This window comes from Acidovorax sp. ACV02 (assembly GCF_014851475.1).
Taxonomy (GTDB): Bacteria; Pseudomonadota; Gammaproteobacteria; order Burkholderiales; family Burkholderiaceae_C; genus Acidovorax; species Acidovorax delafieldii.
In genome coordinates, this window is sequence record NZ_JACUZU010000004.1 from 245193 (window position 1) to 271390 (window position 26198).

At 66.5% G+C, this 26198-nt stretch carries 26 protein-coding genes; 19 read left to right on the forward strand and 7 right to left on the reverse strand.

Annotation, left to right across the window (positions count from 1 at the left end; translation table 11 throughout):
• The first annotated feature begins 2 nt into the window (after positions 1 to 2).
• The 3 genes from IB236_RS11670 (at position 3) to IB236_RS11680 (ending at position 2108) form a co-directional block, all read left to right on the forward strand.
• Positions 3 to 851, forward strand: a complete 849-nt coding sequence (locus IB236_RS11670) for a DUF692 domain-containing protein (protein ID WP_099731339.1) — start codon at positions 3 to 5, stop codon at positions 849 to 851.
• Positions 842 to 1612, forward strand: a complete 771-nt coding sequence (locus tag IB236_RS11675) for a DNA-binding domain-containing protein (protein WP_192420873.1) — start codon at positions 842 to 844, stop codon at positions 1610 to 1612. The genes IB236_RS11670 and IB236_RS11675 overlap by 10 nt, the downstream gene beginning before the upstream one ends.
• Before the next feature lie 70 nt (positions 1613 to 1682).
• Positions 1683 to 2108 (forward strand): DoxX family protein, encoded by a 426-nt coding sequence (locus tag IB236_RS11680; RefSeq protein ID WP_225581125.1) that lies wholly within the window; start codon positions 1683 to 1685, stop codon positions 2106 to 2108.
• A 21-nt stretch (positions 2109 to 2129) separates the two neighbouring features.
• Here the strand turns inward: IB236_RS11680 and trxC are convergent, their stop codons facing one another.
• Positions 2130 to 2567 carry a thioredoxin TrxC gene (trxC, locus tag IB236_RS11685; protein WP_099731342.1) on the reverse strand — a complete coding sequence of 146 codons (438 nt, stop codon included), beginning with the start codon at positions 2565 to 2567 and terminating at the stop codon, positions 2130 to 2132.
• 144 nt (positions 2568 to 2711) lie between these two features.
• On the opposite strand from trxC, the gene otsB reads away from it, so the two are divergent.
• The 3 genes from otsB to otsA are packed head-to-tail and all read left to right on the forward strand — an operon-like array spanning position 2712 to position 6677.
• A complete protein-coding gene (gene otsB, locus IB236_RS11690) occupies positions 2712 to 3449 on the forward strand; it encodes a trehalose-phosphatase (protein ID WP_056059553.1) in 738 nt (245 codons plus the stop codon).
• On the forward strand, positions 3446 to 5251 hold the full coding sequence (locus tag IB236_RS11695) for a glycoside hydrolase family 15 protein (RefSeq protein ID WP_192420875.1): 1806 nt from the start codon (positions 3446 to 3448) through the stop codon (positions 5249 to 5251). Before otsB ends, IB236_RS11695 begins: the two co-directional genes overlap by 4 nt.
• A gap of 49 nt (positions 5252 to 5300) precedes the next feature.
• Positions 5301 to 6677, forward strand: coding sequence for an alpha,alpha-trehalose-phosphate synthase (UDP-forming) (otsA, locus tag IB236_RS11700; RefSeq protein WP_192420877.1), 1377 nt, complete (start codon positions 5301 to 5303; stop codon positions 6675 to 6677).
• A gap of 29 nt (positions 6678 to 6706) precedes the next feature.
• On the opposite strand, the gene IB236_RS11705 is transcribed toward otsA, so the two are convergent.
• Together IB236_RS11705 and hisN are read right to left on the reverse strand one after the other, a co-directional pair.
• Positions 6707 to 6901, reverse strand: coding sequence for a DUF2905 domain-containing protein (locus IB236_RS11705; protein ID WP_056745516.1), 195 nt, complete (start codon positions 6899 to 6901; stop codon positions 6707 to 6709).
• A 32-nt stretch (positions 6902 to 6933) separates the two neighbouring features.
• Positions 6934 to 7731 carry a histidinol-phosphatase gene (hisN, locus tag IB236_RS11710; protein ID WP_192420879.1) on the reverse strand — a complete coding sequence of 266 codons (798 nt, stop codon included), beginning with the start codon at positions 7729 to 7731 and terminating at the stop codon, positions 6934 to 6936.
• Positions 7732 to 7948: 217 nt separating this feature from the next.
• Here hisN and IB236_RS11715 point away from each other — a divergent pair, with 217 nt between their 5' ends.
• The 6 genes from IB236_RS11715 to eutC are packed head-to-tail and all read left to right on the forward strand — an operon-like array spanning position 7949 to position 14726.
• On the forward strand, positions 7949 to 8974 hold the full coding sequence (locus tag IB236_RS11715) for an ABC transporter substrate-binding protein (RefSeq protein ID WP_192420882.1): 1026 nt from the start codon (positions 7949 to 7951) through the stop codon (positions 8972 to 8974).
• Positions 8975 to 9026: 52 nt separating this feature from the next.
• Positions 9027 to 10034 carry an ABC transporter ATP-binding protein gene (locus IB236_RS11720; protein WP_192420884.1) on the forward strand — a complete coding sequence of 336 codons (1008 nt, stop codon included), beginning with the start codon at positions 9027 to 9029 and terminating at the stop codon, positions 10032 to 10034.
• The gene (locus IB236_RS11725) at positions 10031 to 11707 is read left to right on the forward strand and encodes an ABC transporter permease subunit (RefSeq protein ID WP_192420886.1); all 1677 of its coding nucleotides are present in this window, start codon (positions 10031 to 10033) and stop codon (positions 11705 to 11707) included. Before IB236_RS11720 ends, IB236_RS11725 begins: the two co-directional genes overlap by 4 nt.
• A gap of 9 nt (positions 11708 to 11716) precedes the next feature.
• Positions 11717 to 12493: a DeoR/GlpR family DNA-binding transcription regulator gene (locus IB236_RS11730; RefSeq protein ID WP_056745527.1), complete on the forward strand. Its 777-nt coding sequence runs from the start codon at positions 11717 to 11719 to the stop codon at positions 12491 to 12493.
• A gap of 26 nt (positions 12494 to 12519) precedes the next feature.
• Positions 12520 to 13914 carry an ethanolamine ammonia-lyase subunit EutB gene (locus tag IB236_RS11735; protein ID WP_056745529.1) on the forward strand — a complete coding sequence of 465 codons (1395 nt, stop codon included), beginning with the start codon at positions 12520 to 12522 and terminating at the stop codon, positions 13912 to 13914.
• Positions 13911 to 14726 (forward strand): ethanolamine ammonia-lyase subunit EutC, encoded by an 816-nt coding sequence (eutC, locus tag IB236_RS11740; protein ID WP_192420888.1) that lies wholly within the window; start codon positions 13911 to 13913, stop codon positions 14724 to 14726. Before IB236_RS11735 ends, eutC begins: the two co-directional genes overlap by 4 nt.
• A gap of 119 nt (positions 14727 to 14845) precedes the next feature.
• On the opposite strand, the gene IB236_RS11745 is transcribed toward eutC, so the two are convergent.
• Positions 14846 to 15964, reverse strand: a complete 1119-nt coding sequence (locus IB236_RS11745) for a class I SAM-dependent methyltransferase (RefSeq protein WP_192421044.1) — start codon at positions 15962 to 15964, stop codon at positions 14846 to 14848.
• Positions 15965 to 15974: 10 nt separating this feature from the next.
• Between IB236_RS11745 and IB236_RS11750 the strand changes: the two genes are divergently transcribed.
• The 7 genes from IB236_RS11750 to IB236_RS11780 all read left to right on the forward strand — a co-directional run bounded on the left by IB236_RS11750 (position 15975) and on the right by IB236_RS11780 (position 22538).
• Entirely contained in the window at positions 15975 to 16769 is a 795-nt protein-coding gene (locus IB236_RS11750; RefSeq protein ID WP_116748823.1) for an SDR family oxidoreductase, read from the forward strand.
• Between the two features lie 33 nt (positions 16770 to 16802).
• Positions 16803 to 17186: a dihydroneopterin aldolase gene (locus IB236_RS11755; RefSeq protein ID WP_192420890.1), complete on the forward strand. Its 384-nt coding sequence runs from the start codon at positions 16803 to 16805 to the stop codon at positions 17184 to 17186.
• A 4-nt stretch (positions 17187 to 17190) separates the two neighbouring features.
• On the forward strand, positions 17191 to 18174 hold the full coding sequence (ttcA, locus tag IB236_RS11760) for a tRNA 2-thiocytidine(32) synthetase TtcA (RefSeq protein WP_192420892.1): 984 nt from the start codon (positions 17191 to 17193) through the stop codon (positions 18172 to 18174).
• Positions 18175 to 18229: 55 nt separating this feature from the next.
• Positions 18230 to 18841, forward strand: a complete 612-nt coding sequence (locus tag IB236_RS11765; RefSeq protein ID WP_121422176.1) for a DUF4136 domain-containing protein — start codon at positions 18230 to 18232, stop codon at positions 18839 to 18841.
• A gap of 23 nt (positions 18842 to 18864) precedes the next feature.
• Positions 18865 to 19506: a histidine phosphatase family protein gene (locus IB236_RS11770; RefSeq protein ID WP_056745541.1), complete on the forward strand. Its 642-nt coding sequence runs from the start codon at positions 18865 to 18867 to the stop codon at positions 19504 to 19506.
• Positions 19490 to 20656, forward strand: a complete 1167-nt coding sequence (locus tag IB236_RS11775) for a DSD1 family PLP-dependent enzyme (RefSeq protein WP_192420894.1) — start codon at positions 19490 to 19492, stop codon at positions 20654 to 20656. Before IB236_RS11770 ends, IB236_RS11775 begins: the two co-directional genes overlap by 17 nt.
• A gap of 79 nt (positions 20657 to 20735) precedes the next feature.
• Positions 20736 to 22538, forward strand: a complete 1803-nt coding sequence (locus IB236_RS11780; RefSeq protein WP_192420903.1) for a lysoplasmalogenase family protein — start codon at positions 20736 to 20738, stop codon at positions 22536 to 22538.
• Here IB236_RS11780 and ruvB read toward each other — a convergent pair.
• The 3 genes from ruvB to ruvA all read right to left on the reverse strand — a co-directional run bounded on the left by ruvB (position 22495) and on the right by ruvA (position 26133).
• A complete protein-coding gene (ruvB, locus tag IB236_RS11785) occupies positions 22495 to 23556 on the reverse strand; it encodes a Holliday junction branch migration DNA helicase RuvB (RefSeq protein WP_056059575.1) in 1062 nt (353 codons plus the stop codon). The genes IB236_RS11780 and ruvB overlap by 44 nt on opposite strands.
• Before the next feature lie 13 nt (positions 23557 to 23569).
• Positions 23570 to 25330 (reverse strand): trypsin-like peptidase domain-containing protein, encoded by a 1761-nt coding sequence (locus IB236_RS11790; protein WP_370539912.1) that lies wholly within the window; start codon positions 25328 to 25330, stop codon positions 23570 to 23572.
• Between the two features lie 227 nt (positions 25331 to 25557).
• Positions 25558 to 26133, reverse strand: coding sequence for a Holliday junction branch migration protein RuvA (gene ruvA / locus IB236_RS11795; protein WP_121941870.1), 576 nt, complete (start codon positions 26131 to 26133; stop codon positions 25558 to 25560).
• Between the last annotated feature and the right edge of the window lie 65 nt (positions 26134 to 26198).

Here is a 26198-nt window from a genome sequence, read left to right on the forward strand (position 1 = left end):
CCATGGCATCCCCTCTCACCGCCGGCCTGGGTCTCAAGCCCCAGCACTACGACGAGGCGCTGCGGTGCACTGCCCCCGGCCTGTGGTGGGAGGTGCACCCCGAGAACTACCTGGCCGACGGCGGCCCGCGCCTGGCTTGGCTCGAAGCCATCCGCTCGCGCCATCCGGTGGCACTGCATGGCGTGTCACTGTCGCTCGCGGCCGATGCGCCGCCCGATGAGGCCTACCTGGCGCGCCTGGCCGCCCTCGCAAGGCGCGTGGAGCCCGCCATCATTTCGGAGCACCTGGCCTGGTCCACCTGGCGCGGGCAGTATTTGCCCGACCTGCTGCCGTTTCCACGCACGCACGCGGCACTGCACCGCATCGCCGGCAACATCGCCCGCACGCAGGATGTGCTGCAGCGCCCCATCGCCATCGAGAACCCCACGCATTACCTGCACATCGACGGCCACGACTGGGCGGAAACCGATTTTCTGGCCGAGCTGGTGCTGCGCACTGGTTGCACACTGCTGCTGGACGTGAACAACGTGTACATCAGCGCCAACAACCTGGGATTTAGCGCGCAAGCCTACCTCGAAGCTTTCCCCCTGCACGCCGTGGCAGAGATCCACCTGGCAGGCCACCATGCCGACCCGGTGCATGGCAATGCTCTGCTGATCGATAGCCACGATGCGCCCATCGCGCCAGCGGTGTGGGCGCTGTACGAGCGAGTGATGGCGCGCACCGGCCCCGTGCCCACCCTGATCGAACGCGACGACCAGTTGCCTACCTTCAATGAACTGCTGGCCGAGCGGGAGCGTGCCCACCGCGCGCTCACCCATACACAGCCCCGGGAGGTTGCATGCAGCTGAGCACCTTTCAGGACGGCTTCTCTGCCGCTCTGCTCGGCCATGCTGCAGATGCACCATGGCTGTCCGCATTGGAAGCTCAGCCCGGTTTTGCCGTGTACCGCAACACCGTGCTAAAGGGCTGCATCGATGCGCTGCAGGCCAATTACCCCACGGTGTGCCAGCTGGTGGGCGAAGACTGGTTCCGCGCCGCTGCGGCGGTGTTTGCCCGCGCGCAGCCGCCGCGTGACGGCTTGCTGGTGGACTATGGCGCCGGGTTTGACAACTTTCTGGCCGGTTTTGCACCGGCGGCCGAACTGCCCTACCTGAGCGCCGTGGCAAGCCTTGACCGCTGCTGGACCGCATGCCATCTGGCGGCAGACGCCACCGCCGTGGACCGCCACTGGCTGGCACAGCAGGCCCCTGGCACCGTGCCCCACGCGTCACTGCAGCCGCACCCCGCCGCACGCTGGGCCTGGTGTGAAGACTTTCCCGCCTATGCGCTGTGGCACCACCACCGCGAAGGCCTGGCCCTGCCCGAGGCCTTGGACTGGCACGGCGACGGAGCACTGCTCACCCGGCCCCATGCGGACGTGATATGGCGGCCCCTGTCCCGCGCCGGCGTGGCGTTTCTGGACGCGTGCGCCCAAGGCCTGCCACTGGAGACTGCCGCCACCCGCGCCCTGGTGGCCGAGCCGGCGACCGACTTTGCCACCCTGATGACCAGCCTGCTTGACGCGGGCGCCTTGACGATCACCAACCCACACACCACCCACACCGGCTGAGGAGCCCACCATGCACATCCCCAACACCCCGGCCACCCACTTCCCCACGCCCCCAGCCACAGGCCCGCGCATGCTGTGGGCGCGCCTGGCCGATGCGGCCACATGGCTCACGCCCCACAGCCTGCTGGCACTGGTCAACCGCGTGGCCATTGCAGGCATCTTCTGGCTGTCGGCCCGCACCAAGGTCGAGGGCTGGTTCACCATCTCCGACAGCGCGTATGCGCTGTTCCGCGACGAATACAAGCTGCCCTTGCTGCCGCCCGAGCTGGCGGCGCAGATGGCCACCGTGGCGGAGCACCTGTTTCCGGTGCTGCTGGTGCTCGGCCTCTTCACACGCCTGTCGGCCCTGGCGCTGCTGGGCATGACGCTGACAATTCAACTGTTTGTCTACCCGGACGCCTGGCCCACCCACCTGTCATGGGCGGGGCTGATGCTGTACCTGGTGGGGCGCGGCGCCGGCAACGTGTCGCTGGACCGCGCGTTCGGAGTCCGTTGATCCGTTGAAGCAACAGTCTCTTCAACCACCGGCCGTACGCACCCAGCGCACGATGTCTGCCGCCCCCAGCGCGCCCGAGATGCGCGCCACCTCACGCCCCTGCTGGAACAGGATCATGGTCGGAATGCTGCGGATGGCGTAGCGCGCCGCAATGGCCTGCTGGTCTTCGGTGTTGAGCTTGGCCAGGCGCACGCGGGGTTCCAGCTCACGGGCAGCCTGCGCAAAGGCGGGCGCCATCTGGCGGCAGGGACCGCACCACGGGGCCCAAAAATCCACCAGCACCGGGATGTGGCTGCGCACCACATGCTTGTCAAAGCTGGTGGCATCCAGCTCCAGCGGCGCCCCAGCAAACAGGGGCTGATGGCATTGGCCACAGTCGGGCGCGCTGCCCAGGTCGGCGCTCTGCACGCGGTTGGTGGTGTGGCAATGGGGGCAGACGATGTGCAGGGCTTCGGTCATGGCGTGGCGGGGGCGTTGGGATCTCTGAACACATTGCGGCACTGGCTCTCCGTTTCAAGAGGTCGCAAACCTTGCGCGCGTTTACCAGCCCAGAATCCCCCTGGTCGCCATATCTGCATTGCAGCGTCTGCTATGGTTTCGTGCATGCAGCTGCTCCCCACACTGACAACTGCCCATGCGCTTTTTCTCGACTTCGATGGCACGCTCACCGAGCTGGCACCGCGCCCCGAGGCGGTGCGCATCGCGTCGGGGCTGATTCCGACGCTGTCATCGCTGCATACCCAGCTGGGTGGCGCGCTGGCCATCGTGACTGGCAGGCCCGAGGCCGACATCGACGGATTTCTGGCACCGCTGCACCTGCCGCTGGCGAGCGAACATGGGGCCCAATACCGTCTGGGCGAGACTTCCGTTCCCGCCACCGAGCCACCCGCCCTGGAGCCCGTGTTACAGGCCGCCCAAGACCTTGCAGCACGACACCCCGGCCTGCTGGTGGAGACCAAGCGTGTGAGCGTGGCCCTGCACTACCGCCAGGCGCCCCACCTCGAATCCCTGTGCCACGACACGCTGGTGCGGGCCATGCGCGAGGTGGAAGGTGTGGAACTGCTGCGTGGCAAATGCGTCTTTGAAGTGAAACCCCGTGGCGTTCACAAAGGCCAGGCCATCGTCGACTTCATGACACAGCCACCCTTTGTGGGCCGCACGCCGGTCTTTGTGGGCGATGACGTCACCGACGAGGCCGGCTTTGCCGCTGTGCAGACGCTCGGCGGCTGGGGCATCAAGGTGGGCGAAGGGCCCACCATGGCACAACACCGCTGCATGACATCGGCCGCACTGCGGGGCTGGCTGTCGTCTGCACGCACAACGCTGGAGCGCGAACGATGAACACAGCCGCCACAGCCCCCCAGACGGGCTCGCTCAACCTCGGGATGATCGGCAACTGCGCCATCAGCGCACTGATCGACGACCACGCCCGCATGGTGTGGTGCTGCCTGCCGCGCTTTGATGGCGACCCGGTGTTCAACGCCCTGCTGCAGCCCGGGGATGAGGGCAGCCACTTTGCGATCGAGCTGGAAGACCTGGCATCGGCCCACCAGTGGTACGAACCGAACACCGCCATCCTGCGCACGCAGTTGTTCGACAAGGCGGGCCACGGCATCGAGATCACCGACTTTGCGCCGCGCTTTTACAGCCGGTCACGTTACTTCCGGCCCATGACGCTGGTACGCCGGGTGCGCCCCATCCAGGGGTCGCCGCGCATCCGTGTGGCGCTCAAGGTGCGCTACGACTGGGGCCAGACCACCCCCGAGATCACGCGCGGCAGCAACCACATCCGCTATGTGGGCGAGAGCATGACGCTGCGCCTGTCCACCGATGCACCGGTGTCGCATGTGCTGTCGGGCCAGGCGTTTGTGCTCACGCGCGAACACAACTTTCTGCTGGGCGCCGACGAGACGCTGGTGGACGGTATTGCCGATACCGCCCGCCGCTTTGAACAGGAGACCACGGCCTACTGGCGCAGCTGGAGCCGCGCCCTGGCCATTCCACTGGAATGGCAGGACGCGGTGATCCGTGCGGCCATCACGCTCAAGCTGTCGCTGTACGAAGAAACCGGTGCCATTGTGGCCGCCATGACCACCAGCATCCCTGAGTCGGCCCACAGCGGCCGCAACTGGGACTACCGCTACTGCTGGCTGCGCGATGCTTTTTTTGTGGTGCGCGCGCTCAACAGCATCTCCGAGGTGGGCACCATGGAGGACTACCTGCGCTGGCTGAGCAATGTGGTGGTCGAAGGCGGCGACGGCCACATCCAGCCGCTGTATGGCATCGGACTGGAGAAAGACCTGCCCGAAAGTTTTGTGCCCCAGCTGGCGGGCTACCGGGGCATGGGCCCGGTGCGCGTGGGCAACCAGGCAGCCGAGCATTTTCAGCACGACGTGTACGGCAACATCGTGCTGGGCGCGGCCCAGGCCTTTCATGACCACCGCCTGCTGCACCGCGCGGGCCTGGCCGAATTCAAGCGGCTGGAACAGGTGGGCGACAACGCAGTGCGTGTGTACGGTCAGCCCGATGCCGGCATGTGGGAGCTGCGCACGCGCGCCCGGGTGCACACCTCGTCCGCACTGATGAGCTGGGCCGCCTGCGACCGGCTGGCCAAGATCGCCGCCACGCTGCAGCTGGCCGACCGTGCCAGCCACTGGCAGCAACATGCCGACCGCATGCGCGCGGAGATCCTCGACAAGTCGTGGTGCGAAGAACGCCAGGCGTTTGCCGAGAGTTTTGGCGGGCATGAGCTGGATGCCAGCGTGCTGCTGATGGCCGAGGTGGGCCTGATCGACCCCAAGGACCCACGCTTTGTGAGCACCGTGGAGGCCATGGAAAAGAGTCTGTGCGATGGGCCCTACATGCGCCGCTACGAGGCGGCCGACGACTTTGGCAAGCCCGAAACGGCCTTCAACATCTGCACCTTCTGGCGCATCGACGCGCTGGCGCGCATTGGCCGCAAGGCCGAGGCACGGGCCATCTTTGAGACCATGCTGGCCGCACGCAACCCGCTGGGCCTGCTGTCGGAGGACACCCACCCCGAAACCCGCGAGATGTGGGGCAACTTCCCGCAGACCTATTCGATGGTGGGTGTGATCAACGCCGCCGTGCGCCTGTCAGCGCCCTGGGACAGCGTGATTTGAGGCGCTGTCCGACACCGGCCGGGGGCGGTCAGCACGGATGATTGCCCCCATGAGCCGTCTTGTCGTCATCTCCAACCGCCTTGCCGATCCGCGCAAGCCCGCCGCCGGTGGCCTTGCTGTGGCCCTGGGCGAAGCCCTGAACCAGACCGGAGGACTCTGGTTTGGCTGGAGCGGCACCGTGGTCGAAGACGGCACACCCGGCGAGAGCGAACTGCACACCCGCCAGGCCGGCGCCGTCACCCTGGCCACCGTGGACCTGTGCCGCGAAGACCATGACAGCTACTACCACGGCTACAGCAACAGCGTGCTGTGGCCGGTGTTCCATTACCGGCTGGACCTGGCCGACTTCAACGCCCGCTACATCACCGGCTACCGGCGTGTGAACCAGATGTTTGCGCGCAAGCTGCTGCCCCTGCTGCGCAACGACGATGTGATCTGGGTGCACGACTACCACCTCATTCCCCTCGCCGCCGAGCTGCGTGCCATGGGCTGCAAGCAGCGCATCGGGTTCTTTCTGCACATTCCCATGCCGCCGCCGCTCATCATGGCGGCCATTCCGCAGCACGAGTGGCTGATGCGCTCTTTGTTCGCCTACGACCTGGTGGGCCTGCAGAGCGAGGCCGATGTGTCGCATTTCACGCGCTATGTGCGCAACGAGGGCAGCGCCGAAGCGGTGGACGAAAAGCGCGTGCGCGCCTTTGGGGCTACCGTGGTGGTGCAGTCGTTTCCCATCGGCATCGACGTGGACGAATTCACCCGCCTCACACACGCCCCCGACGCGATGGAGACCTACGAGAACATGCGCGACGAGTATTCGCGCAGGCGCCTGCTGCTGGGCATTGACCGGCTCGACTACTCCAAGGGCATCCCACACCGCGTGCGCGCATTCCGAGAGCTGCTGGATCGTTACCCCGAAAACCGCGACAGTGCGACGATGATCATGATCGCCTCGCCCAGCCGCGACGACGTGCACGCCTATGCCGACCTGCGCCAGGAACTGGAGGGCCTGTGCGGCTCGGTCAATGGCGACTACGGCGAACTGGACTGGATGCCCGTGCGCTACATCCACCGCATGGTGGCGCGCAAACGTGTGCCGGGCCTGTGCCGCGCCGCTGCCGTGGGCCTGGTCACGCCACTGCGCGATGGCATGAACCTGGTGGCCAAGGAATACGTGGTGGCGCAAGACCCGGACAACCCCGGCGTGCTGGTGCTGTCACGGTTTGCAGGTGCAGCAGAACAGTTGAAAGAGGCGCTGCTGGTGAACCCCTACGACCCCCAGGGCATGGCCGACAGCATCCAGCAGGCGCTGCAGATGCCGCTGGCTGAACGGCAGGCGCGCCACCAGAAGCTGATGGCGCGCATCCGCGAGCACGACGTGCACTGGTGGCGCAAGGCGTTTCTGGACGCGCTGCAGACGGCGGGCTAGCAGGCGCAGCGGCCGCGGTGATGGCGGCCCTACAACAGCTTGGTGATCAGGCTGACCACAAAGCTCAGCAGCAGCGTGGACGCCAGTGGCACATCCCAATCGCGCCCCAGCCAGCGAAACCGGAAGTCCCCGGGCAACCGCCCGAAGCCCATGCGGCGCAGCAGCGGCGACAGCCAGCTGATGAACATCAGGGCCAGGAGAATGACGAGGAGCCAGCGGAACATGGTGCGCCCAGTGTAGGCGCCACCGCATTCGACTAGGCGATGGCGGTTTCGGCCAGTTGGGCCAGCGCCTGGGCATGCAACTGGGGCGTGGCAGCCGCCACCACCCGACCATCCGATGCCACCGTGAGCGCGCGGCCCTGCCAGTCGGTAATGCGCCCGCCCGCGCCCTCCACCAGGCAGACCAGCGAGAGGTAGTCGTAGGGCTGCAGCCCTGCCTCCACCACCAGGTCCACATGCCCCCCCGCCAGCTGGGCATAGGCATAGCAGTCGCCGCCAAACCGGCGCAGCGCGCACTGGCGGCTCAGCGCGTCAAAACGCTGCCAGTCGGCCGCACCAAAGGCGTCCGGCGACGTGGTGTAGATGCGGGCCTGCGCCAGTTGCTCGCACCCGCTGGCCCGCACGGGCTGGCCATTGCACTGCGTCAGCTGGCCTGCCAGCCCCGTCCAGCGCTCACCCAGCACCGGCAAATCCATGAGCCCCAGCACGGGCAGCCCCTGGTGCAGCAGTGCAACGAGCGTGCCCCACAGCGGCGATCCGGTGATGAAGCTTTTGGTGCCGTCGATGGGGTCGATCACCCACACGTACTCGGCGTCCAGCCGCTCGCGGCCATGCTCCTCGCCCAGGATGCCGTGCGTGGGCGCCTGCGCCCGCAGCACCGCGCGCATCGCAGCCTCGGCCTCGCGGTCGGCAATGGTGACCGGGCTCTCGTCCGATTTGGTCAGCACATCCAGCGGGGTGCGGAAGTACCGCAGCGAGTGGACGCGGGCCGCATCGGCCAGGGCGTGCGCCAGGGCCAGGAAGGGGGAAACGGGGGTTGGCAAAGTGTTCATGGGAATGGTCAAGGAAAGAGGTCCGGGCAGTGTTTGGGCAATGAAGAAGGGCCTACCGCTCGGCATGAACGGGTTGGCATATTTAGTGCTTGTGTATTTTCGTGCAAAAACAATAATTTGCACAAGTGCAATAAAACGCACAATCTTGGTGAACAAATTCCCTGGCCTGCGGCGACCCCGCACTGTTTTTTGGCAACGCACCGTTCTGGAGAAATTCATGCGCACTCGCTCCTCCCTCTTTGCCGCCCTGCGCCTGCTGCCCGTGCTGGGCGCCTTGGCCTGCGGGCTGACCGCAGCCCAGGCGGGCACCGTCACGGCCTACACCGCGCTCGAAGAAGACGAGATCAAGGAATACCTGGCCGCCGCCAAAAAGGACTTGCCCGATGTGGATGTGAAAGTGCTGCGCCTGTCCACCGGCGACCTCGGCGCGCGCATCCTGGCCGAAGCTGCCAACCCGCAGCACGACGTGATCTGGGGCTGGGCACTGACCAACACGCTGGACCCGCGCATCACCGCCCTGCTGGAGCCCTACAGCCCCAAGGGCAGCGACAAGCTGGCTGCCAAGGACAAGGCCGCCGATGGCAAATGGTTCACCACCACCGGCTACATGGCCGCGTTCTGCGTGAACACCGAGGTGCTCAAGGCCAAGAAGCTGCCCATGCCCACGTCGTGGAAGGACCTCACCAACCCCGTCTACAAGGGCGAGGTGGTCATGCCCAACCCTGTGTCCTCGGGCACGGGCTACCTGCAGATTGCCGCGCTGATCCAGTCGCGCGGCAATGACGAGGGCTGGAAGCTCATCAAGGCCATGGACGGCAACGTGGCGCAGTACATCAAGTCGGGCTCGCGCCCCTGCAAGGCGGCGCGGGCGGGTGAGTTTGCGATTGGCACCTCGCTGGCGTTTGCGGCCATGCAGTCGGTGGACGAGGGCTACCCGGTCAAGATGGTGATCCCCACTGACGGCGCGGGCTATGAGCTGGAAGCCTCGGGCCTGATGGCCAGCTCCAAGAACAAGGCCGACGCCAAGCGCTTTCTGGACTGGACGCTGTCGCCCGGCGCGGCGCAGCTCTACACCAAGTACAAGGAAATCGTCACCGTGCCCGGCGTGCCGCAATCCAAGGCGGCTGCAGCGGCAGGCCTGCCCGCCGACCTCTCCAAGGTGCTCTACCCCATGGACTTTGCCAAGTCCGCCAAGGAACGCGACGCGATCCTGAGCGCCTGGCAAAAGACCATCGGCCGCTGAACCGCTGTACCGAACCGCTGCACTGAACCGCACTCCCCGAGGACCACACACCATGTCCCTGCAGATCACCGACCTGCACAAGAGCTTTGACGGCCAGGTCGCGCTCGAACGCATCCACCTCGCCGTGGGCGCCTCGGAGTTCGTGTGCCTGCTCGGCCCCAGCGGATGCGGCAAGACCACGCTGCTGCGCATCATCGCGGGGCTGCTGCCTGCCGATGGCGGCCGCATTACGCTTGGCGGCCGTGACCTGGCCACGCTGCCGGCGCGCGACCGGGGCTTTGGTATCGTGTTCCAGTCGTACTCGCTGTTCCCGCACATGACGGTGGCGCAGAACGTGGGCTACGGCCTGGCCATCCGCCGCACACCGCCCGACGTGGTGCAGGCGCGCACGGCCGAGCTGCTGGACATGGTGAAGCTGGCCGACTATGGCGGGCGCTACCCGGCGCAGCTGTCGGGCGGCCAGCAGCAGCGTGTGGCCATTGCGCGGGCACTGGCGGTGAACCCTTCGCTGCTGCTGCTCGACGAGCCCCTGTCGGCGCTGGATGCGCGCGTGCGCGCCGACCTGCGCCATGAGCTGCGCGAGGTGCAGCGCCGCCTGGGCATTCCCACCATCATGGTCACGCACGACCAGGAAGAAGCCCTGGCCATGGCCGACCGCATCGTCTGCATGCAGGGCGGGCGCATTGCGCAAGCGGGCTCGCCGCGCGAGCTGTACCTGGCGCCGCGCACCCGCTTCGTGGCCAACTTCATGGGGCACAGCAACCTGCTGCCGCCCGCCCAGGCCCGGCTGCTGCAGCCCGCGCTGGGCGGTGCCCCCGAAGGCATGGCGCCCGAATCGGCCCTGCTGTGCATCCGCCCCGAACGCTTGCAGCTGCAAGCCAGCGCGCAGGGCGCGGGCCGCGTCACCGGCACCACCTTCCTGGGCAGCATCCAGCGGGTGCAGCTGCGCTGGAACGACCTGGACCTGCTGGCCGAATCCAGCAGCGCCAGCACCTGGGAGGCTGGCCAGAGTGTGGACATCTCGGTGAGTGCACAGGACTGCGCCTGGGTGCACGCATGAGCACCACTGCCGCCCCACACCTGCCGCCCATGCATGCCAGCGAGCGCTGGCTGCTGCGCGCCTGCCTGCTGCTGCCGCTGGCCGCGCTGGTGCTGTTCTTTGGCGTGCCCATGCTGGCCATTGCCTGGCGCAGCCTGGTGCAGGACACGGGCGGCATCGGCTGGGGCAACTACGCCGCGCTGCTCGACACCCCGGGCGTGTGGCGGGCCCTGGCCAACAGTCTGCTGCTGGGCGCCGTAACCACGGCCGTCACGCTGGTGCTGGCCTTTGTGGTGGCGTTTGGGCTGGAGCGCACCGGCATGCCGGGCCGCCGCTTTGTGGCCGGTGCGCTGGCCCTGCCCATGCTGGCGCCCTCGCTGGTGCTGGGGCTAGGCATCATCTTTTTGCTGGGGCGCAACGGCATCGTGGGCAAGATGCTAGGCGTGCGGCCCGAAATCTATGGTTTTTGGGGCCTGCTGATTGCGGACGTGCTCTATGCGCTGCCGCAGGCCGTGCTCATCGTGCGCACCGCGCTGCGCCAGGGCGATGCCCGGCAGTACGACGCCGCCGAGGTGCTGGGCGCCACGCCGTGGCGACAGTTTTGCGACATCACGCTGCCGCAGGCCCGCTACGGCCTGCTGAGCGCGGGGTTTGTGGTGTTCACCATCACCATCACCGACTTTGGCAACGCCGTGGTCATTGGCGGCAACTTTGCCGTACTGGCCACCGAGATCTACAACCAGGTCAGCGGGCAGATGAGGTTTGGCATGGGCGCGGTGGTGGGCATGCTGCTGCTGGCGCCCGCCGCGTTGTCGGTGTTCATCGAACGCATGGCCGCACAACGTGCCGGGGCAGGTGCCGAATCGGCCCTGCCGCCCACGCCCACCCGCCGCCCGGGGCGCGATACCGCATTCTTCATCGCCTGCATGGGCATTGCGGGCAGCATCGTGGCCCTGGTGCTCACGGTGGTGGTGGCCAGCTTCATCCGGCTGTGGCCCTACCGGCTGGACCTCACGCTCAAGCACTACGACATCACCATTGCGGGGGGCTATGCGCCGCTGTGGACCTCGGTGTGGGTTTCGGCCCTCGCCGCCAGCGTGGGCACGGCGATGCTGTTTGTGCTGTGCTTTGGCATCCGCCGCCTGCCGGGGCGGCTGGCGCAGGCGGCCACGGCGCTGTCGGCCCTGCCGGTGGGCGTGCCCGGGCTGGTGCTGGGGCTGGCCTATGTGTTCACCTTCAACACCGCCACCTGGCCCTGGGGCATGCTGTATGGCACGGCCATCTTGCTGGCGCTGTGCAACTACTACCACTACCACACGCAGGGTTTCATGACCATGATGACCGGCATGCGCAACGTGCCCACCACGCTGGAAGACGCCACCACCGTGCTGGGCGGCAGCACCGCCCGCGTGCTGCGCGATGTGTACCTGCCCGCGCTGCTGCCTACGTTGCTGGCGGTGCTGGTGTTCTTGTTCATGCGCTCCATGGTCACGCTGTCGGCGGTCATCTTCCTCATCACGCCCTCGCTGCCCATGGGGGCGGTGACGGTGATGCGGCTGGATGAAGCGGGGCTGACTTCGCAGGCGGCAGCGTTCTCTACCTGCATCATGGCGGTGGTGGGGTCGCTGGCGCTGCTGCTGCACTTTGGCACGCAGCGCCGCGTCCGACGCGCCCCAGGCTCCAAGCCCGCCTAACATCGCCCCATGCTGCAAGAAGAACGTTTCCTCCGCATCCGCACCCTGCTGTCCACGCTCTCGCGGGTGAGCACGGAGCGCATTGCGCAAGACCTGGATGTGTCGCGCGAGACCGTGCGCCGCGACATCCTCGCGCTGGAGTCGCAGGGCATTCTGCGGCGCGTGCACGGGGGCGTGGTGGCCCAGGGGCCAGAGCCAGAACCCCCGCTGGCCGTGCGCCAGGCGGTGCGCGAGCGCGAAAAACGCGCCATCGCCCGCGCCGCCCTGCAGCTGCTGCAGCCGGGGCAAACGCTGTTCATTGATGCGGGCAGCACCACCACCCTGCTGGCCGAAGCGTTGTCCAGCCTGTCGGGCCTGACCATCATTACCAACGGGCTGAACGTGGCGCTCAAGCTCGCTGCAGCCGACGCCGGGCGCAACACACGCAACGACGTGATCCTGCTCGGTGGCCGCACCGACCCTGCCGTGCAGGCCACGCACGGCGACACCACCGTGGCCGAAATCCACCGCTACCGCGCCGATGTGGCCCTGCTCTCGCCCGTGGGCATCAGCGTGCACAGTGGCGCCACCAGCTTTGAACACCACGAGGCCGCCGTGGCCCGCGCCATGGCTGCGCAGGCCAAGGAGCTGATCTTGCTGGCCGACCACAGCAAGGTGGGACAAGCCAGCCGCGTGACCTATGCCAGCCTGGCCGACGTGGGCACGCTGGTCACCGACGCAGGTGCCCGGTCCTTGCCCGCCTTCTCGGCACTGCAGGCAGCGGGCTGTCACATCGTAGTGGCCTGAGGCATTCACAGGGGGCAGAACGCACCATGGCCTACCAGCACACCATTGGCGGCGAGCGCTGGCAGTTCAGCGATCTGCGCGAAGTGATGGCCAAGGCCACGCCGCTGCGCTCGGGCGACGCCCTGGCAGGCGTGGCAGCCACATCGGCTGTGGAGCGCATGGCCGCGCGCCTGTGCCTGGCCGACATCCCTCTGACGCGCTTTCTGAGCGAGGCGCTCATCCCCTACGAAAGCGACGAGGTCACGCGCCTGATCCTCGACACCCACAACGCCGCCGCGTTCGCGCCCCTCGCCCATCTCACCGTGGGGGACTTCCGCAACTGGCTGCTGGCCCACAGCACCGACAGCGCCATGCTCGCCGCCGTGGCACCCGGCATCACGCCCGAGATGGCGGCGGCCGTGAGCAAGCTCATGCGCAACCAGGACTTGATCGCCGTGGCGCGCAAGTGCCGCGTGGTCACGCGGTTTCGCAACACCATCGGCCTGCCGGGCCACCTGGCCGTGCGGCTGCAGCCCAACCACCCTACGGACGACCTGCGCGGCATTGCGGCGTCGATGATCGACGGCCTGCTGTACGGCGCGGGCGACGCGGTGATTGGCGTGAACCCGGCCACCGACAGCATCGCCGCGCTCACCGGGCTGGTGCACATGCTGGGCGATGTGATCGAGCGGCTGCAGATCCCCACCCAGTCGTGTGTGCTCACGCATGTGACCAACACGATCCAGATGGTGGAACAAGGCGCGCCGGTGGACCTGGTGTTCCAGTCGATTGCGGGCACCGAGGCGGCCAACGCGAGCTTTGGCATTTCGCTGGCGCTGCTGAAGGAGGCGCGCGACGCGGCGCTTTCACTGCAGCGTGGAACCCTGGGCGACAACGTGATGTATTTCGAGACCGGCCAAGGCAGCGCCCTGTCGGCCAACGCCCACCACGGCGTGGACCAGCAGACCTGCGAGGCGCGGGCCTACGGCGTGGCCCGCGCGTTTGCGCCGCTGCTGACCAACACGGTGGTCGGTTTCATCGGGCCCGAGTACCTGTACGACGGCAAGCAGATCATCCGCGCGGGCCTGGAAGACCACTTCTGCGGCAAGCTGCTGGGCGTGCCGCTGGGCTGCGATGTCTGCTACACCAACCACGCCGAGGCTGACTCCGACGACATGGACACGCTGATGACGCTGTTGGGCACGGCGGGCCTGACTTTCATCATGGGCGTTCCGGGTGCGGACGACATCATGCTCAACTACCAGAGCACCTCGTTCCACGACGCGCTCTACCTGCGCGAGGTGCTGGGCCTGCAGTGCGCGCCCGAGTTTGGCGCCTGGCTGCAGCGCATGCACATCACCGATGCAGGCGGACGCCTGCTGCCTGCCCACGATCAACACCCGGCGCTGGCACAAATGCGGCAATGGAGGCTGGGCGCATGACACACGAACCAGCGCCACACGGCATCCCTCCCGACCCCTGGGACGACCTGCGCGCCCACACCCAGGCGCGCCTGGCCCTGGGGCGTGCGGGCGCAGCCCTGCCCACGGCCGAGCTGCTGCGTTTTGGCCTGGCCCATGCGCAGGCGCGCGACGCCGTGCACATCCCGCTGGCCGCAGAAGCGCTGGCCGCCCAACTGCAGGCCCAGGGCTGCGCGACGCTCCCCGTGCACAGCGCCGCCCCCGACCGCGCCACCTACCTGCTGCGCCCCGACCTGGGCCGCCGCCTGTGCGACGCCGATGCGCAGGCGCTGCGCGTCCTGGGCGATCAGCACAGCGGCGGCCGCCCCGTGGACCTGCTGCTGCTGGTGGCCGACGGCCTCTCGTCCCTGGCCGTGGCGCGGCAGGCGCCACCGCTCATCGGCGCGATTTGCCAACAGGCGCCCGCAGGCTGGCAGCTGGGCCCCGTGGTGATTGCCCAACAGGCCCGCGTGGCACTGGGTGACGAGGTGGGCGCGCTGTTGGGCGCGCGCCTGGTGGCGGTGCTGATCGGCGAGCGGCCAGGCCTCAGCTCGCCCGACAGCCTCGGCATCTACCTCACCTGGCACCCGCAGGTGGGGCGCCACGATGCGCAGCGCAATTGCATCTCCAACGTGCGGCCCGAGGGCCTGCCCCCGGCCGCCGCCGCTGCGCGCCTGTGGTGGCTGTGCCAGGAGGCGCGGCAACTGGGGCTGACGGGGGTGGGGCTGAAGGACCGCAGCGATGCGGTGACGCTAGCGGCAGACCAAGGCGGCGACGCAGCGCAGCTGCGTTGAGCCCCCTCAAGGCACACCGCGCAAAGCAGTCCCAAACCGACCGCGAGCCTCTGAACCCGCGCAGCAACGCCTTCCCATCTCTGCCCTAGGACGGGACGGCAAGGCCGCCATCGCGCCGCCTACAGCCGGTGCGAGCGGTCTCCGTGGCTGAACCCCAGCGGCTCCCATGGCTCGCCCGCGCCCACAGCCAGCACCTTGAACAGCTCGCCCATCTCGTGTTCCATGATCAATTTGGCCGCTGTTGCCCGCTGGGCTTGCGGTAACTGCTCCATCTTGGGTAACAAGCCGCAATTGATCAAAAAATGCGCCTGCGTGGTGTAGCCCAGCACATTCAGGCCCGCCTCCTGCGCGGCCAGTGCCATGGCGGTGAAGTTGACGTGGGCGGTGATGTCTTTGAGCCCCACCGCCACCAGCGGGTCGCCATCGGCCAGGTGGCCCTGGTGGCACATCACGGTGCCCATGTGGCGCTGGGGGTGGTAGTACTCATCTTCGCCAAATCCATAGTCCAGCAAGAAGGCTGCGCCGCGCGTGAGCCGGTCGGCCAGCATGCGCATGAAGCCTTCGCCCTGGGCGTGGATCTCGGTCAGGTAGTCCTGCGGGCCTTCGATGTCGATGGGCGGGCGCAGGTCGGTGGGGCGGTCGGCCCAGACAAAGTGGCCGTCTTCGGCCACCACCACACCGCGTTCGTGCCACACGCCGCCCTGCTGGCCGCCGTGGCGCGCCAGCAGTTGCACGGGCATGGCGTCCAGTACCTCGTTGCCCACCACCACGCCGCTGAACTTTTCGGGCAAGGCGTCCACCCAGCGCAGCTTGTGGGCGTGGGCTACCAGCTTGGCCTGCTGGCGCGCGCGCAGGCTGCCCGACAGATCAACGATGGTGTAGCGCTGCACCTGATCGCCCAACGCATCCAGCAACTGCAGCGCCAGCGCGCCCGAGCCCGCGCCGAACTCCCAGACCTCGGAGGTAGCAGTTTGGACCAGCGCCTCGCCCACCTGCACGGCCAGGGTCTGGCCGAACAGTGGGGTCATCTCGGGCGCGGTCACGAAATCGCTGCCGGACTCCGGCATGGCGCCGAATTTGGTGGAATAGTTGGCGTAGTAGCCCAGGCCGGGCGTGTACAAGGCCAAGGCCATGAAGCGATCAAAACCCAGCCATCCACCCTCGGCGGCAATGGCCTGGGTGATGTGCTGGTGCAGGGCGGTCGTTAAACTGTCGGGTCTTTGGGTCACGGCCCGCATTGTCCCCCACATGTCCACCCCTTCCCTTCCCCACCGCCCCCGCACCGTGCTGGTGACCGGTGCCGCCAAGCGCCTGGGCCGCAGCATTGCGCTGGCCCTGGCTGCCGGCGGCTGGCAGGTGGCAGTGCACTACCGCTCGTCAGCGCAAGATGCTATCAATACAGTAGCTGAATGTGCAAGATTGACTAGCGCAAGCGCCCATTTTGAGGCCGATTTTGATGACGAAGCCGCCGTGCGCGGCCTGCTGCCCCGCGTGGTGGCGCACTTTGGCAGCGTGGACGCGGTGGTCAACAGTGCTTCGCTGTTCGAACACGACAACGTAGGGACCTTTGGCTTTGCCGCGCTCGAAAAGCATCTGCGCAGCAACACCGCCGCCCCCGTGCTGTTGGCCCAGGCCCTGCACCAGCATGTGGCCGACCGGGTGGCGGCGGGTGAGGCCGATGCGCAGGGCGCCGTGGTCAACCTGCTGGACCAGAAGCTCTGGAACCAGAACCCCGACTTCATGAGCTACACGCTCTCCAAGGCCGCGCTGGAAGCCGCCGGCACCATGCTGGCGCTGGCCCTGGCGCCGCGCGTGCGTGTGGTGGGCGTGGCACCCGGCCTCACATTGACCAGCCATATGCTGAGCGACGAAAAGTTCGCCCAGCTGCATTCCCTCAGCCCCCTGGGCCGCTCTTCCACCGCCGAGGACGTGGCCGCCACGGTGAAGTTTGCGCTGGAGAACCGTTCCATCACCGGCACCACGCTGCTGGTCGATGGCGGCCAGCACCTGATGAAGTTTGACCGCGACTTCTCGTTGATGTGAGCCCAGCGCTTGCGCACACAACGAGCCCCCACCATGACACAGACCCCTTCCCAGATGACTGGCACGCAGATCCTGACGCTCACCGGTTTGCGCTTCGATGCCAACCTGGGCATCCTCGACCACGAGAAGACCGACCCGCAACCCATCCAGGTCGATGCCGAACTGAGCCTGGGCGTGCAGCCGCTGGCCCCGCGCGACGACGACATTGGCCATGTGCTGGACTACCGGCGTGTGCGCCAGATCATCATCGACGAGTGCACGGCCGAGCATGTCAACCTGCTGGAGAGCCTGATCGGCAAGCTGGCCAACCGCCTGATGCAACTGCCCGGCGTGCTGGGCGTGCGCGTGAAGATTGCCAAACTCGAAATTTTTGACGACTGCGAAGTGGCCATTCGCGTCGAGACAGGACAGTGGTGACCCCATGAGCACCGTAGTGAACGAAGCCCCAACCACCAACCCCGCTCTCTCCGCCCCCGTCGGCTGGGCCGACGAGCCTGCTGAAGCAGCCGCCAGCGGCGCCGCCCGCATGAAGATCGAGCGTGAAACCCACAAGCTGGAAAAGCGCCTGTGCCGCGAAGTCGGCAAGGCCATCGTCGACTTCAACATGATTGAAGAAGGCGACAAGGTCATGGTGTGCATGTCGGGTGGCAAGGACAGCTACGCGCTGCTGGACATCCTGCTCAAGCTCAAGGCCCGCGCGCCCATCCACTTTGACCTGGTGGCCGTGAATCTGGACCAGAAGCAGCCGGGGTTTCCTGAGCATGTGCTGCCCGAGTACCTGGCCAGCACCGGCGTGCCCTTCCACATCGAGAACGAGGACACCTACAGCATCGTCAAGAAGCTGATCCCCGAGGGCAAGACCACCTGCAGCCTGTGCAGCCGCCTGCGCCGAGGCATTCTGTACCGCGTGGCCGATGAGCTGGGCTGCACCAAGATCGCGCTGGGCCACCACCGCGACGACATCCTGCAGACGCTGCTGCTCAACATGTTCTTTGGCGGCAAGATGAAGAGCATGCCGCCCAAGCTGGTCAGCGACGACGGCAAGCATGTGGTGATCCGCCCACTGGCCTACGTGGCCGAGAAAGACACCGCCCGCTGGGCTGCGCACCGCAACTTCCCCATCATCCCGTGCAACCTGTGCGGCAGCCAAGAGAACCTGCAGCGCAAGCAGGTGGGCGAGATGCTGCGCGAATGGGAAAAGCGCTTCCCCGGCCGCGTGGAGAACATGTTCAACGCCCTGCAGAACGTGGTGCCCTCGCACCTGCTGGACGGCAGCCTGTACGACTTCAAGAACGCCAAGGCCACCGGCATCGCCAGCGAAGACGGCGACAAGGCCTTTGACAAGGAAGAGTTTGCGGCGTCATCGCCATCGCTGCCCGGCGTGCAGGTGGTGCAACTGTCGTGAACTGCCGGGGCCAGCGGCACTCTCACGGAGATCCTTGTTTCAGGACACTCTGACCATGACACAACGCCGATGGATTCCCGCCCTGCTCCTGGGCCTCACCGTCACCCTGCTCGCAGGCTGCAGCACCACCCGCGTGGTGGAGGGCCAGGTGCAGAGCTTCTCAACGCTGGCGGCAGTGCCCGCACCTGCCACGTACCGCATTGAGCGCCTGCCTTCGCAGCAGGCCCCTTCGTTCGACACCATCACCACACTGGCCGAACAGGCCCTGGCCCGCGCGGGCCTGCAGCGCGACGATGCTGCGCCCCGCCTGCTGGTGCAGCTGGGCGTGCAGGCCGACGCCGTGCCGCGCTATGACCCGTTCCGCCCGTACGGCCCTTACGGCCCCGGCCCCTGGGGCATGGGCGGCTGGTATGGACGGGGCTGGGGGGTGCATGGCATGTGGCGTTTTGGCGAGCCCACGCCCCTGCACCGCCGCGCGGTCAGCATCGTGATGCGCGACGCCAGCACCCAGGCCGTCGTGTACGAAACCTCCGCCGTGCACGAAGATGTGTGGGTGAGCGATCCGGCCGTCTATGGCGTGCTGTTCGACGCCGCACTCAACGGCTTTCCGAAGCCGCCCGAGGGGCCACGGCAAGTACGCCTGCCATTGGTTCCGCCCTCACACTGATTCCCTCTACGCCTGTCTATTGCATGCACGCCACCCGCATCGTTGCCATCCGCCACGGCGAAACCGCCTGGAACGTGGACACCCGCATCCAGGGCCACCTGGACATCCCGCTCAACGACACCGGCCTGTGGCAGGCCGCCCAGGTCGCGCAGGCCCTGGTGGGCGAGCCGATTGCAGCCATCTACTCCAGCGACCTGCAACGCGCGCACGCCACCGCCCAGGCCGTGGCCCACACCACAGGCGCCCCGTTGAAGACCGAGCCCGGCTTGCGCGAACGCAGCTTCGGGCACTTCCAGGGCCGCACGTTTGCCGAGATCGAGGCCGAACTGCCCGAGGACGCATTGCGCTGGCGCAAGCGCGACCCCCACTACACGCCCGAGGGCGGCGAATCCCTCGTCACCTTGCGTGACCGCATCGAACGCACCGTGACCGCGCTGGCGCAACAGCATGTGGGCGAGCAGGTGGTGATGGTGGCGCATGGCGGCGTGCTCGATGTGCTGTACCGCCTGGCCACGCGCCAGGACATCCAGGCGCCACGCACCTGGCAACTCTCCAACGCCGCCATCAACCGCCTGCTGTGGACGCCTGACGGCCTCACCCTCGTCGGCTGGGCGGACACCCAACACCTTGACCAGATTGTCGTGCGCGATGAAAACCACGCCTGAATTGCAATCCACCATCGGCCAGCGGGTGGACGCTATCGACACCCCCGCCCTGGTGGTGGACCTGGATGCCATGGACCGCAACATCCAGCGCATGGCCGACTTCGCGCGCAAGCACCACGTGCGCTGGCGCCCCCATGCCAAGCTGCACAAGAGCGCCGAACTCGCGCTGCTGCAGCAACGCGCTGGCGCCCAGGGCGTGTGCGTGCAGAAGGTCGCTGAGGCCGAGGCGCTGGCCGCTGGCGGGGTCGATGACATCACCATCACCAACCAGGTCATTGCCATGCCCAAGCTGCACCGCGTGGCGCGGCTGGCGGCGCTGCTGGCGGCACACGGCGGTCGCCTGGGCGTGGCCGTGGACCACATCGACGGCATCGAACGCCTGGCCGAAGCCATGGCGCAGTACGGCAGCGACGCGGGCATTGATGTGCTGGTCGAGATCGACGTGGGCCAGGGCCGCTGCGGCGTGCCGCCGGGCGAGGCCGCCGTACCGCTCGCGCTGGCCGTGTCGCGCAGCCCCCGCCTGCGGTTTGCGGGGCTGCAGGCCTACCATGGGCGCGCCCAGCACCTGGCCAGCAGCGTGGGTCGGCGCGAGACCATCGCCGCTGTCGTTCGCGCGGCGGATCACACGCGCCAGCTCATCGAAGCCGCAGGGCTGCCCGTGCCGCTGATCACCGGATCAGGCACAGGTACCCTGGTTCATGAGGCCGCCAGCGGCGTGTTTGGCGAGTTGCAGGCGGGCTCGTTCTTGTTCATGGACGCAGATTACGCGCGCAACGAACGCGATCCTGCGCAGCCCGCGTTTGAACATGCGCTGTACGTCAAGACCCAGGTGGTGTCGGTGCGCGACACCCACGCGGTGTGCGACGCCGGTCACAAGAGCCACGCCATTGACTCCGGCCTGCCCACGGTGGCCCTGCTGCCCGCCGACCGCACCCTGCGCTATGCCAACGGGGGCGACGAGCATGGCTTGCTCTACGCAGACGCTCCCGATGCCCGCCTGCCCAGCCTGGGACACATGCTCTGGCTCATCCCTGGCCATTGCGATCCCACGGTCAATCTGCATGACTTTTTGATCGGCGTGCGCGGCGGTTTGGCGGCCGGCACGGTGGAGCGCATCATCCGGGTGGATGCACGGGGAGCGCTGACATAGGCGCAGCCCTCTAAACACCGGCGCTATAGGGGTTCACCTGCCCCGGTGTGAGCTGGCTGCTGGACCACAATCCGGCAACATGAGCCCCAGCCAGATCATCGTCCTTGCCACACCCGTCTTCTTCCTGCTGATCGCCATTGAGCTGGCCATTGGCTTCAAGCGCCAGCGCAACACCTACCGCCTGGCCGATGCCGTCAGCAGCATCAGCCTGGGCATGCTGAGCCAGACCAGCGCAGTGTTCACGCGGCTGCTGCGCATTGGCATCTACACCGCCCTGTTCGAGCACGTGGCGCTGTGGCGCAACGATGCGTTCTGGACCAGCCTGCCCGGCTGGCTGCTGGCGCTGGTGTTCTACGACTTCTGCTACTACTGGCTCCACCGCATGGGGCATGAATCGGCGGTGCTGTGGGCCGCGCACGCGGTGCACCACCAGAGCCAGGACTACAACCTCAGCACCGCGCTGCGCCAGACGAGTTCGGGCGCGCTGCTGGGCTGGATCTTTTATGTGCCCATGGCACTGGCGGGCGTTCCGCCGCTGGTGTTCGGCGTCGTGGCGCTGATTGACCTGCTCTACCAGTTCTGGGTGCATACCGAGCAGGTGGGACGCCTGGGCTGGTTCGACCGCTGGTTCTGCAGCCCCAGCAACCACCGCGTGCACCATGCCGTCAACGACGCCTATCTGGACAAGAACTACGGCGGCATCCTGATCGTATGGGACCGGATGTTCGGCACCTTCAAGGACGAAGACGACCAGGAAAAATGTGTGTATGGCACGCGCGGCCTGCTCAATAGCTGGGACCCACTGTGGGCCAACGCCCAGGTGTACGCGGGGCTGGCGCACGACAGCTGGCACGCACGCAGCTGGCTCGACAAGCTCAAGGTCTGGATCAAGCCGCCGGGCTGGCGGCCTGCGGATGTGGCGGAGCGCTTTCCCAAGCCGGCCTTCAGCATGGCGCAGATGGCGCTCTACCACCCACCGATGTCGCGCGCCGTGCAGTGGTTTGCACTGGTGCAGTTTGTGCTGCTGCTCGGGGGCGTGGCGGCCTTTTTGTGGCAGGCCGATGCGGCGCCGCTGGCGCACAACGCCGTCTGGTTCGCCGTGCTGCTGACAGTGCAATGGTCGCTGGGCGCTGTCATGCAGGGGCGCCTTCGCATGCTGATGGCGCTGATGCTGCAAAGCGCGGCACTGGCCACGGCCACCAGTGCGCTGGAGTTCACACAATGGCATTGGCTGTTCAAACCGCTGACCATGGCGATTGCTATTATTTTAGTAGCTTTCAGTGCATATTCGACCAGCGCAAGAGATGCACCAGGCGCAAAAACTCCCTGGGTCTTGCTGATCGCGGCCCTGGGCGGGTCATTGGCAGGGGATGTGTTCCTCATGTTCCAGGGCTTCTTCATCCCCGGCCTGGTGAGCTTTCTGGTGGCGCATCTGTTTTATGTAGCGCTGTTCAAAAGTGGACAGGCATGGTTTCCGCACCGGGGTGCGCTAGCGGCCACGCTGGGCATCGGCGCGGCCATGTACGCCTTTCTGTGCACGGGCGGCCTGCCGCCTGCACTCCGCGCCCCCGTCGCGGCCTATGTGCTGGTGATCGCGCTGATGGCGGCCCAGGCGGTGGGCCGTGCCACCGTGTTGCGCGACACCGCTTCGCTGTGTGCCGCCATCGGCGCCGGGTTTTTCATGCTCAGCGACTCGCTGCTGGCCACCAACCGGTTTGTGACGCCCCTGCCCATGGCGCAGGTCTGGGTGCTGGCGACGTATTACGCTGCACAGGCGCTGATCGTGGCAGGCATGCTGCGGGGCACAGCCCGCGCAGAGCCCGGCTCTGCCACGCCCCTCACACCCCAAACAGATCTTGCCCGCTCGCCTTCGGGGGCGTGACCCCCAGGTGGCGGAACGCCGCCAGCGTGGCAATACGTCCACGCGGCGTGCGCTGCAGGAAGCCCTGCTGGATCAGGTAGGGCTCGATCACGTCCTCGATGGTGCCGGCCTCTTCACCAATGCTGGCCGCGATGTTGTCCAGCCCCACGGGGCCGCCATCGAAGCGGTGGATCACGGCTTCGAGCAGCTTGCGGTCCATCACGTCAAAGCCTTGCGGGTCCACATCGAGCATGGCCAGCGCCTTGTCGGCAATGGGTTTGGTAATGCGCCCATCACCCTTGACCTCTGCATAGTCGCGCACCCGGCGCAGCAGCCGGTTGGCAATGCGCGGTGTGCCGCGCGAGCGGCGGGCGATCTCGAAGCCACCTTCCTCATCCATCGGTGCATGGAGCAACCCGGCACTGCGCTGGACAATGCGCGCCAGCTCCTCGGCCGTGTAGAACTCCAGCCGCGCCACGATGCCGAAGCGGTCGCGCAACGGGTTGGTCAGCATGCCCGCGCGCGTGGTGGCGCCCACCAGGGTGAAGGGCTGAAGGTCCAGCTTGATGCTGCGCGCTGCCGGCCCCTCGCCGATCATGATGTCGATCTGGTAGTCCTCCAGCGCGGGGTAGAGGATTTCCTCCACCACGGGTGACAAGCGGTGGATCTCGTCGATGAAGAGAACGTCGTTCTTTTCCAGGTTGGTCAGCAGCGCCGCCAGGTCCTTGGGCTTTTCCAGCACCGGGCCGCTGGTCTGGCGCAGGTTCACGCCCAACTCCGCCGCGATGATGTGCGACAGCGTGGTCTTGCCCAGGCCGGGCGGGCCGAACAGCAGCACATGGTCCAGCGCCTCACCCCGCTTCCTCGCCGCGCCGATGAAGATTTCCAACTGCTCCCTGGCCTTGGCCTGCCCCACATACTCCTGCAAGAGTTTGGGGCGCAGGGCACGTTCGATGGCCTCCTCTTGGGGGGAAACGGGAACTGCGGAGATGACGCGTTTGGCGGGGGCGGGGGTGAAGTCGTCGGTCTGGATGGTCATTGCCGTAGCTTACTTACTGGTTCGCCCAGGCGTAGTAAGCGACTCCTTCGTAGCGGTAGTCAGGCATGCTGGCCTGGATGAAATCCCGCTCTGAGGGGCTGGTCGTATAGAAATGCACGCCTTTCGAGAGACGGTAGAACCGATAGACAGGAATCCCACCTCCTGCTGCGCTGGGCATTGCGTACCAAGCGATGCCCTCCAGCTGGAAATCCGGGTTACTGCGTTGCACGCTATCCCGCTCTGCAGGATTGATGGTGTAAAAATGTGCCCCGCCGGTGAGGCCATAAAAGCGGTACACCGCACTGTTACCCGACTGCAGCGCCGCTTGGGCATAGAACGCAATGCCCTCGTAATTGAACACCGGAAAATTCACGATGGTGTTGTCGCGCTCTGCTGCGCTGGTGGTGAAGAAGTGGGCCCCCGTGGTGCCGTTAAAAAAACGGTAGACGGGCACACGCACTCCGGACGACGGTGTCTGCGGCTGGCCAGACGACAGCCAGTTTTTCAGCGCCGTGTTGTATGCGACATCAAAGCGGCCATAGAACTCGGGAGACGAGATGGAGGTGCAGCTTGCGCTGCCACCGTACAGTGTCCCAATGACCTGGGTGCCGCCTTTGAACAGAGCTGAACCGCTGCTACCGCCTTCGGTGGTACCTTGGCTCCAGTTCACACGATAGAAATTTCCCGACGAACCCACGCACTGGAATTGGGTTCCACTGGTGGCCGTGCAGGAAGTCAAGCTGTTCAATGCGCCAATACTCACCTTGAGCAAATCACCCCGGGGATGATGCAGGCCCACCACCGACGCGCCCGTGGCCTGCGTGCTGGCATCCCACCCGGCAAAGAAGGCCCCCGCTGGCGGCGTGTCGTTGAGCTTGAGCAACGCCGTGTCGGTAACGTCCGTCGCGTAGAGCAACACCGCACCATTCAGACGCTTGGTGGTTGCGCTGGAAAGGGTGCGGCTGTTGCATGTCGGAGCACGGTAAAACCAGTCGGTCTGCAGCGAAGACGCCTCTGTCTGGGTGGATATGCAATGGTTGGCCGTCAGAAAGTACGGTGTGCCAGAAGACTGCGCGTCATTGAGCAACGTACCAGTACATACATAGGTCCCACCACCGGACGTAAAGATCATGCGGGCAACGGCGTTGCGCTGGTTGGCATAGGCCTCATAGCAACTGGCGTCCAACTGGCACGAAGCCGATTCGTTGATCTTGGCAGTCAGTTCACCTTCTGTGGGAATCGACAGATTTTCGAAGATGTGGGAGACGCGTGGCACCGAGATATCCACTGCGTCCGGGGCTACGCCAGCGGGCAACTCCAGCTCCAGGGTCACCTCGTGCGAACCCAGGTCCGGGGACCACCAGGTCTGGCCGTCGATCGAGGTGTCGCCCGCCTGCGCATTACGTTCAATGCGCTGCATCACTTCATGCCCGGCAATCTGAAAAACTGAGGCTGCATCTGCTTGGCTGTACACACGCAGTACAGCGCCTGGAGGCAGCTTTCGGGCGACCACCCCCAGGCGCAGGCCATAGGCCCCCTCGGCGGAGAAGCTGATAGCGGCCACCTGACCGCCGCTGGAAGTGGGGGTCCAACGGAACTGCTGCAATGTTTGCGGTGCGGCTCGGGTAGCTGCTACGTCACGCGCAACGCCCACTTGGCGCGGACCGATGCCACCGCCAGCGGGAGTTGCCTTGGCCTCGGCCAAAGCGCCCAGGCTCACCAATGAGTGTACAGGCGGGGACGCCAGCATACTGCGCGACTTGACGTTGGACACCCCCTGGTCCGCGCTGGCAGGCTGCACCCACCCATCCACCTGCAGCACGGCGGAGGAAGTCGGCGCCACGCCTTCCTGCCCCCCGCCGCCACACCCCACCAGCAGCGCAGCCGCTGCCACAAGACCCCATCCCCAACGAGCGAATATCTTAGGTTTCATTTTTACCTCTAGACCCACACAAACCGTCATTGAACACTGAAATGCACCGCCACGAAAGCCAACCGTGACTACTTCGCCAGTGCCTTCAGCGCCAGCTTGATCCCCTCACTCACCCCCACCTCCGCTGGCAGCGCCTTGAGCGCCGCAGCCGCCTCCTTGTCGCTGTAGCCCAAAGCCAACAGCGCCTGCAGAATGTCGGCTTGCGCATCGCTGGTGGCCGCGCCATGCACAGCCCCCATGTCCGCACCCAGCTTGCCCTTGAGCTCCAGCAGCAAACGCTCGGCTGTCTTTTTGCCGATGCCCGGCACCTTCACCAAACGGCCCGCCTCCTGCAGAGAAATCGCTTGCGCCAAGTCGCTCACGCCCATCCCGCTCAGGATGGACAGCGCCGTGCGCGGCCCCACGCCGGAGATCTTGATCAGCTCACGAAACGCCTGGCGCTCAGGGGCGGTTGCAAAACCGTACAGCAGCTGAGCATCCTCACGCACGATGAACTGTGTCAGCAGGCTCACACGCTCTCCCACGGCGGGCAGGTTGTAGAACGTGCTCATGGGCACATTCACCTCGTAGCCCACGCCGTGGCAGTCCAGCAGCACCTCGGGGGGATTCTTCTCCAGCAGGGTGCCGGTCAATTTGCCTATCATTGATGTCCTTTGACGACGCGGGCATGACATGCCGCGCCGCCGTTCTTGCTGTTTTCCGTTGCCTG

Bases quoted from the DNA above. Each gene is read 5' to 3' on its own strand.
- IB236_RS11670 (WP_099731339.1), top strand. From the start codon at position 3: ATGGCATCCCCTCTCACCGCCGGCCTGGGTCTCAAGCCCCAGCACTAC.
- IB236_RS11675 (WP_192420873.1), top strand. From the start codon at position 842: ATGCAGCTGAGCACCTTTCAGGACGGCTTCTCTGCCGCTCTGCTCGGC.
- IB236_RS11680 (WP_225581125.1), top strand. From the start codon at position 1,683: ATGCTGTGGGCGCGCCTGGCCGATGCGGCCACATGGCTCACGCCCCAC.
- trxC (WP_099731342.1), bottom strand. From the start codon at position 2,567: ATGACCGAAGCCCTGCACATCGTCTGCCCCCATTGCCACACCACCAAC.
- otsB (WP_056059553.1), top strand. From the start codon at position 2,712: ATGCAGCTGCTCCCCACACTGACAACTGCCCATGCGCTTTTTCTCGAC.
- IB236_RS11695 (WP_192420875.1), top strand. From the start codon at position 3,446: ATGAACACAGCCGCCACAGCCCCCCAGACGGGCTCGCTCAACCTCGGG.
- otsA (WP_192420877.1), top strand. From the start codon at position 5,301: ATGAGCCGTCTTGTCGTCATCTCCAACCGCCTTGCCGATCCGCGCAAG.
- IB236_RS11705 (WP_056745516.1), bottom strand. From the start codon at position 6,901: ATGTTCCGCTGGCTCCTCGTCATTCTCCTGGCCCTGATGTTCATCAGC.
- hisN (WP_192420879.1), bottom strand. From the start codon at position 7,731: ATGAACACTTTGCCAACCCCCGTTTCCCCCTTCCTGGCCCTGGCGCAC.
- IB236_RS11715 (WP_192420882.1), top strand. From the start codon at position 7,949: ATGCGCACTCGCTCCTCCCTCTTTGCCGCCCTGCGCCTGCTGCCCGTG.
- IB236_RS11720 (WP_192420884.1), top strand. From the start codon at position 9,027: ATGTCCCTGCAGATCACCGACCTGCACAAGAGCTTTGACGGCCAGGTC.
- IB236_RS11725 (WP_192420886.1), top strand. From the start codon at position 10,031: ATGAGCACCACTGCCGCCCCACACCTGCCGCCCATGCATGCCAGCGAG.
- IB236_RS11730 (WP_056745527.1), top strand. From the start codon at position 11,717: ATGCTGCAAGAAGAACGTTTCCTCCGCATCCGCACCCTGCTGTCCACG.
- IB236_RS11735 (WP_056745529.1), top strand. From the start codon at position 12,520: ATGGCCTACCAGCACACCATTGGCGGCGAGCGCTGGCAGTTCAGCGAT.
- eutC (WP_192420888.1), top strand. From the start codon at position 13,911: ATGACACACGAACCAGCGCCACACGGCATCCCTCCCGACCCCTGGGAC.
- IB236_RS11745 (WP_192421044.1), bottom strand. From the start codon at position 15,964: ATGCGGGCCGTGACCCAAAGACCCGACAGTTTAACGACCGCCCTGCAC.
- IB236_RS11750 (WP_116748823.1), top strand. From the start codon at position 15,975: ATGTCCACCCCTTCCCTTCCCCACCGCCCCCGCACCGTGCTGGTGACC.
- IB236_RS11755 (WP_192420890.1), top strand. From the start codon at position 16,803: ATGACACAGACCCCTTCCCAGATGACTGGCACGCAGATCCTGACGCTC.
- ttcA (WP_192420892.1), top strand. From the start codon at position 17,191: ATGAGCACCGTAGTGAACGAAGCCCCAACCACCAACCCCGCTCTCTCC.
- IB236_RS11765 (WP_121422176.1), top strand. From the start codon at position 18,230: ATGACACAACGCCGATGGATTCCCGCCCTGCTCCTGGGCCTCACCGTC.
- IB236_RS11770 (WP_056745541.1), top strand. From the start codon at position 18,865: ATGCACGCCACCCGCATCGTTGCCATCCGCCACGGCGAAACCGCCTGG.
- IB236_RS11775 (WP_192420894.1), top strand. From the start codon at position 19,490: ATGAAAACCACGCCTGAATTGCAATCCACCATCGGCCAGCGGGTGGAC.
- IB236_RS11780 (WP_192420903.1), top strand. From the start codon at position 20,736: ATGAGCCCCAGCCAGATCATCGTCCTTGCCACACCCGTCTTCTTCCTG.
- ruvB (WP_056059575.1), bottom strand. From the start codon at position 23,556: ATGACCATCCAGACCGACGACTTCACCCCCGCCCCCGCCAAACGCGTC.
- ruvA (WP_121941870.1), bottom strand. From the start codon at position 26,133: ATGATAGGCAAATTGACCGGCACCCTGCTGGAGAAGAATCCCCCCGAG.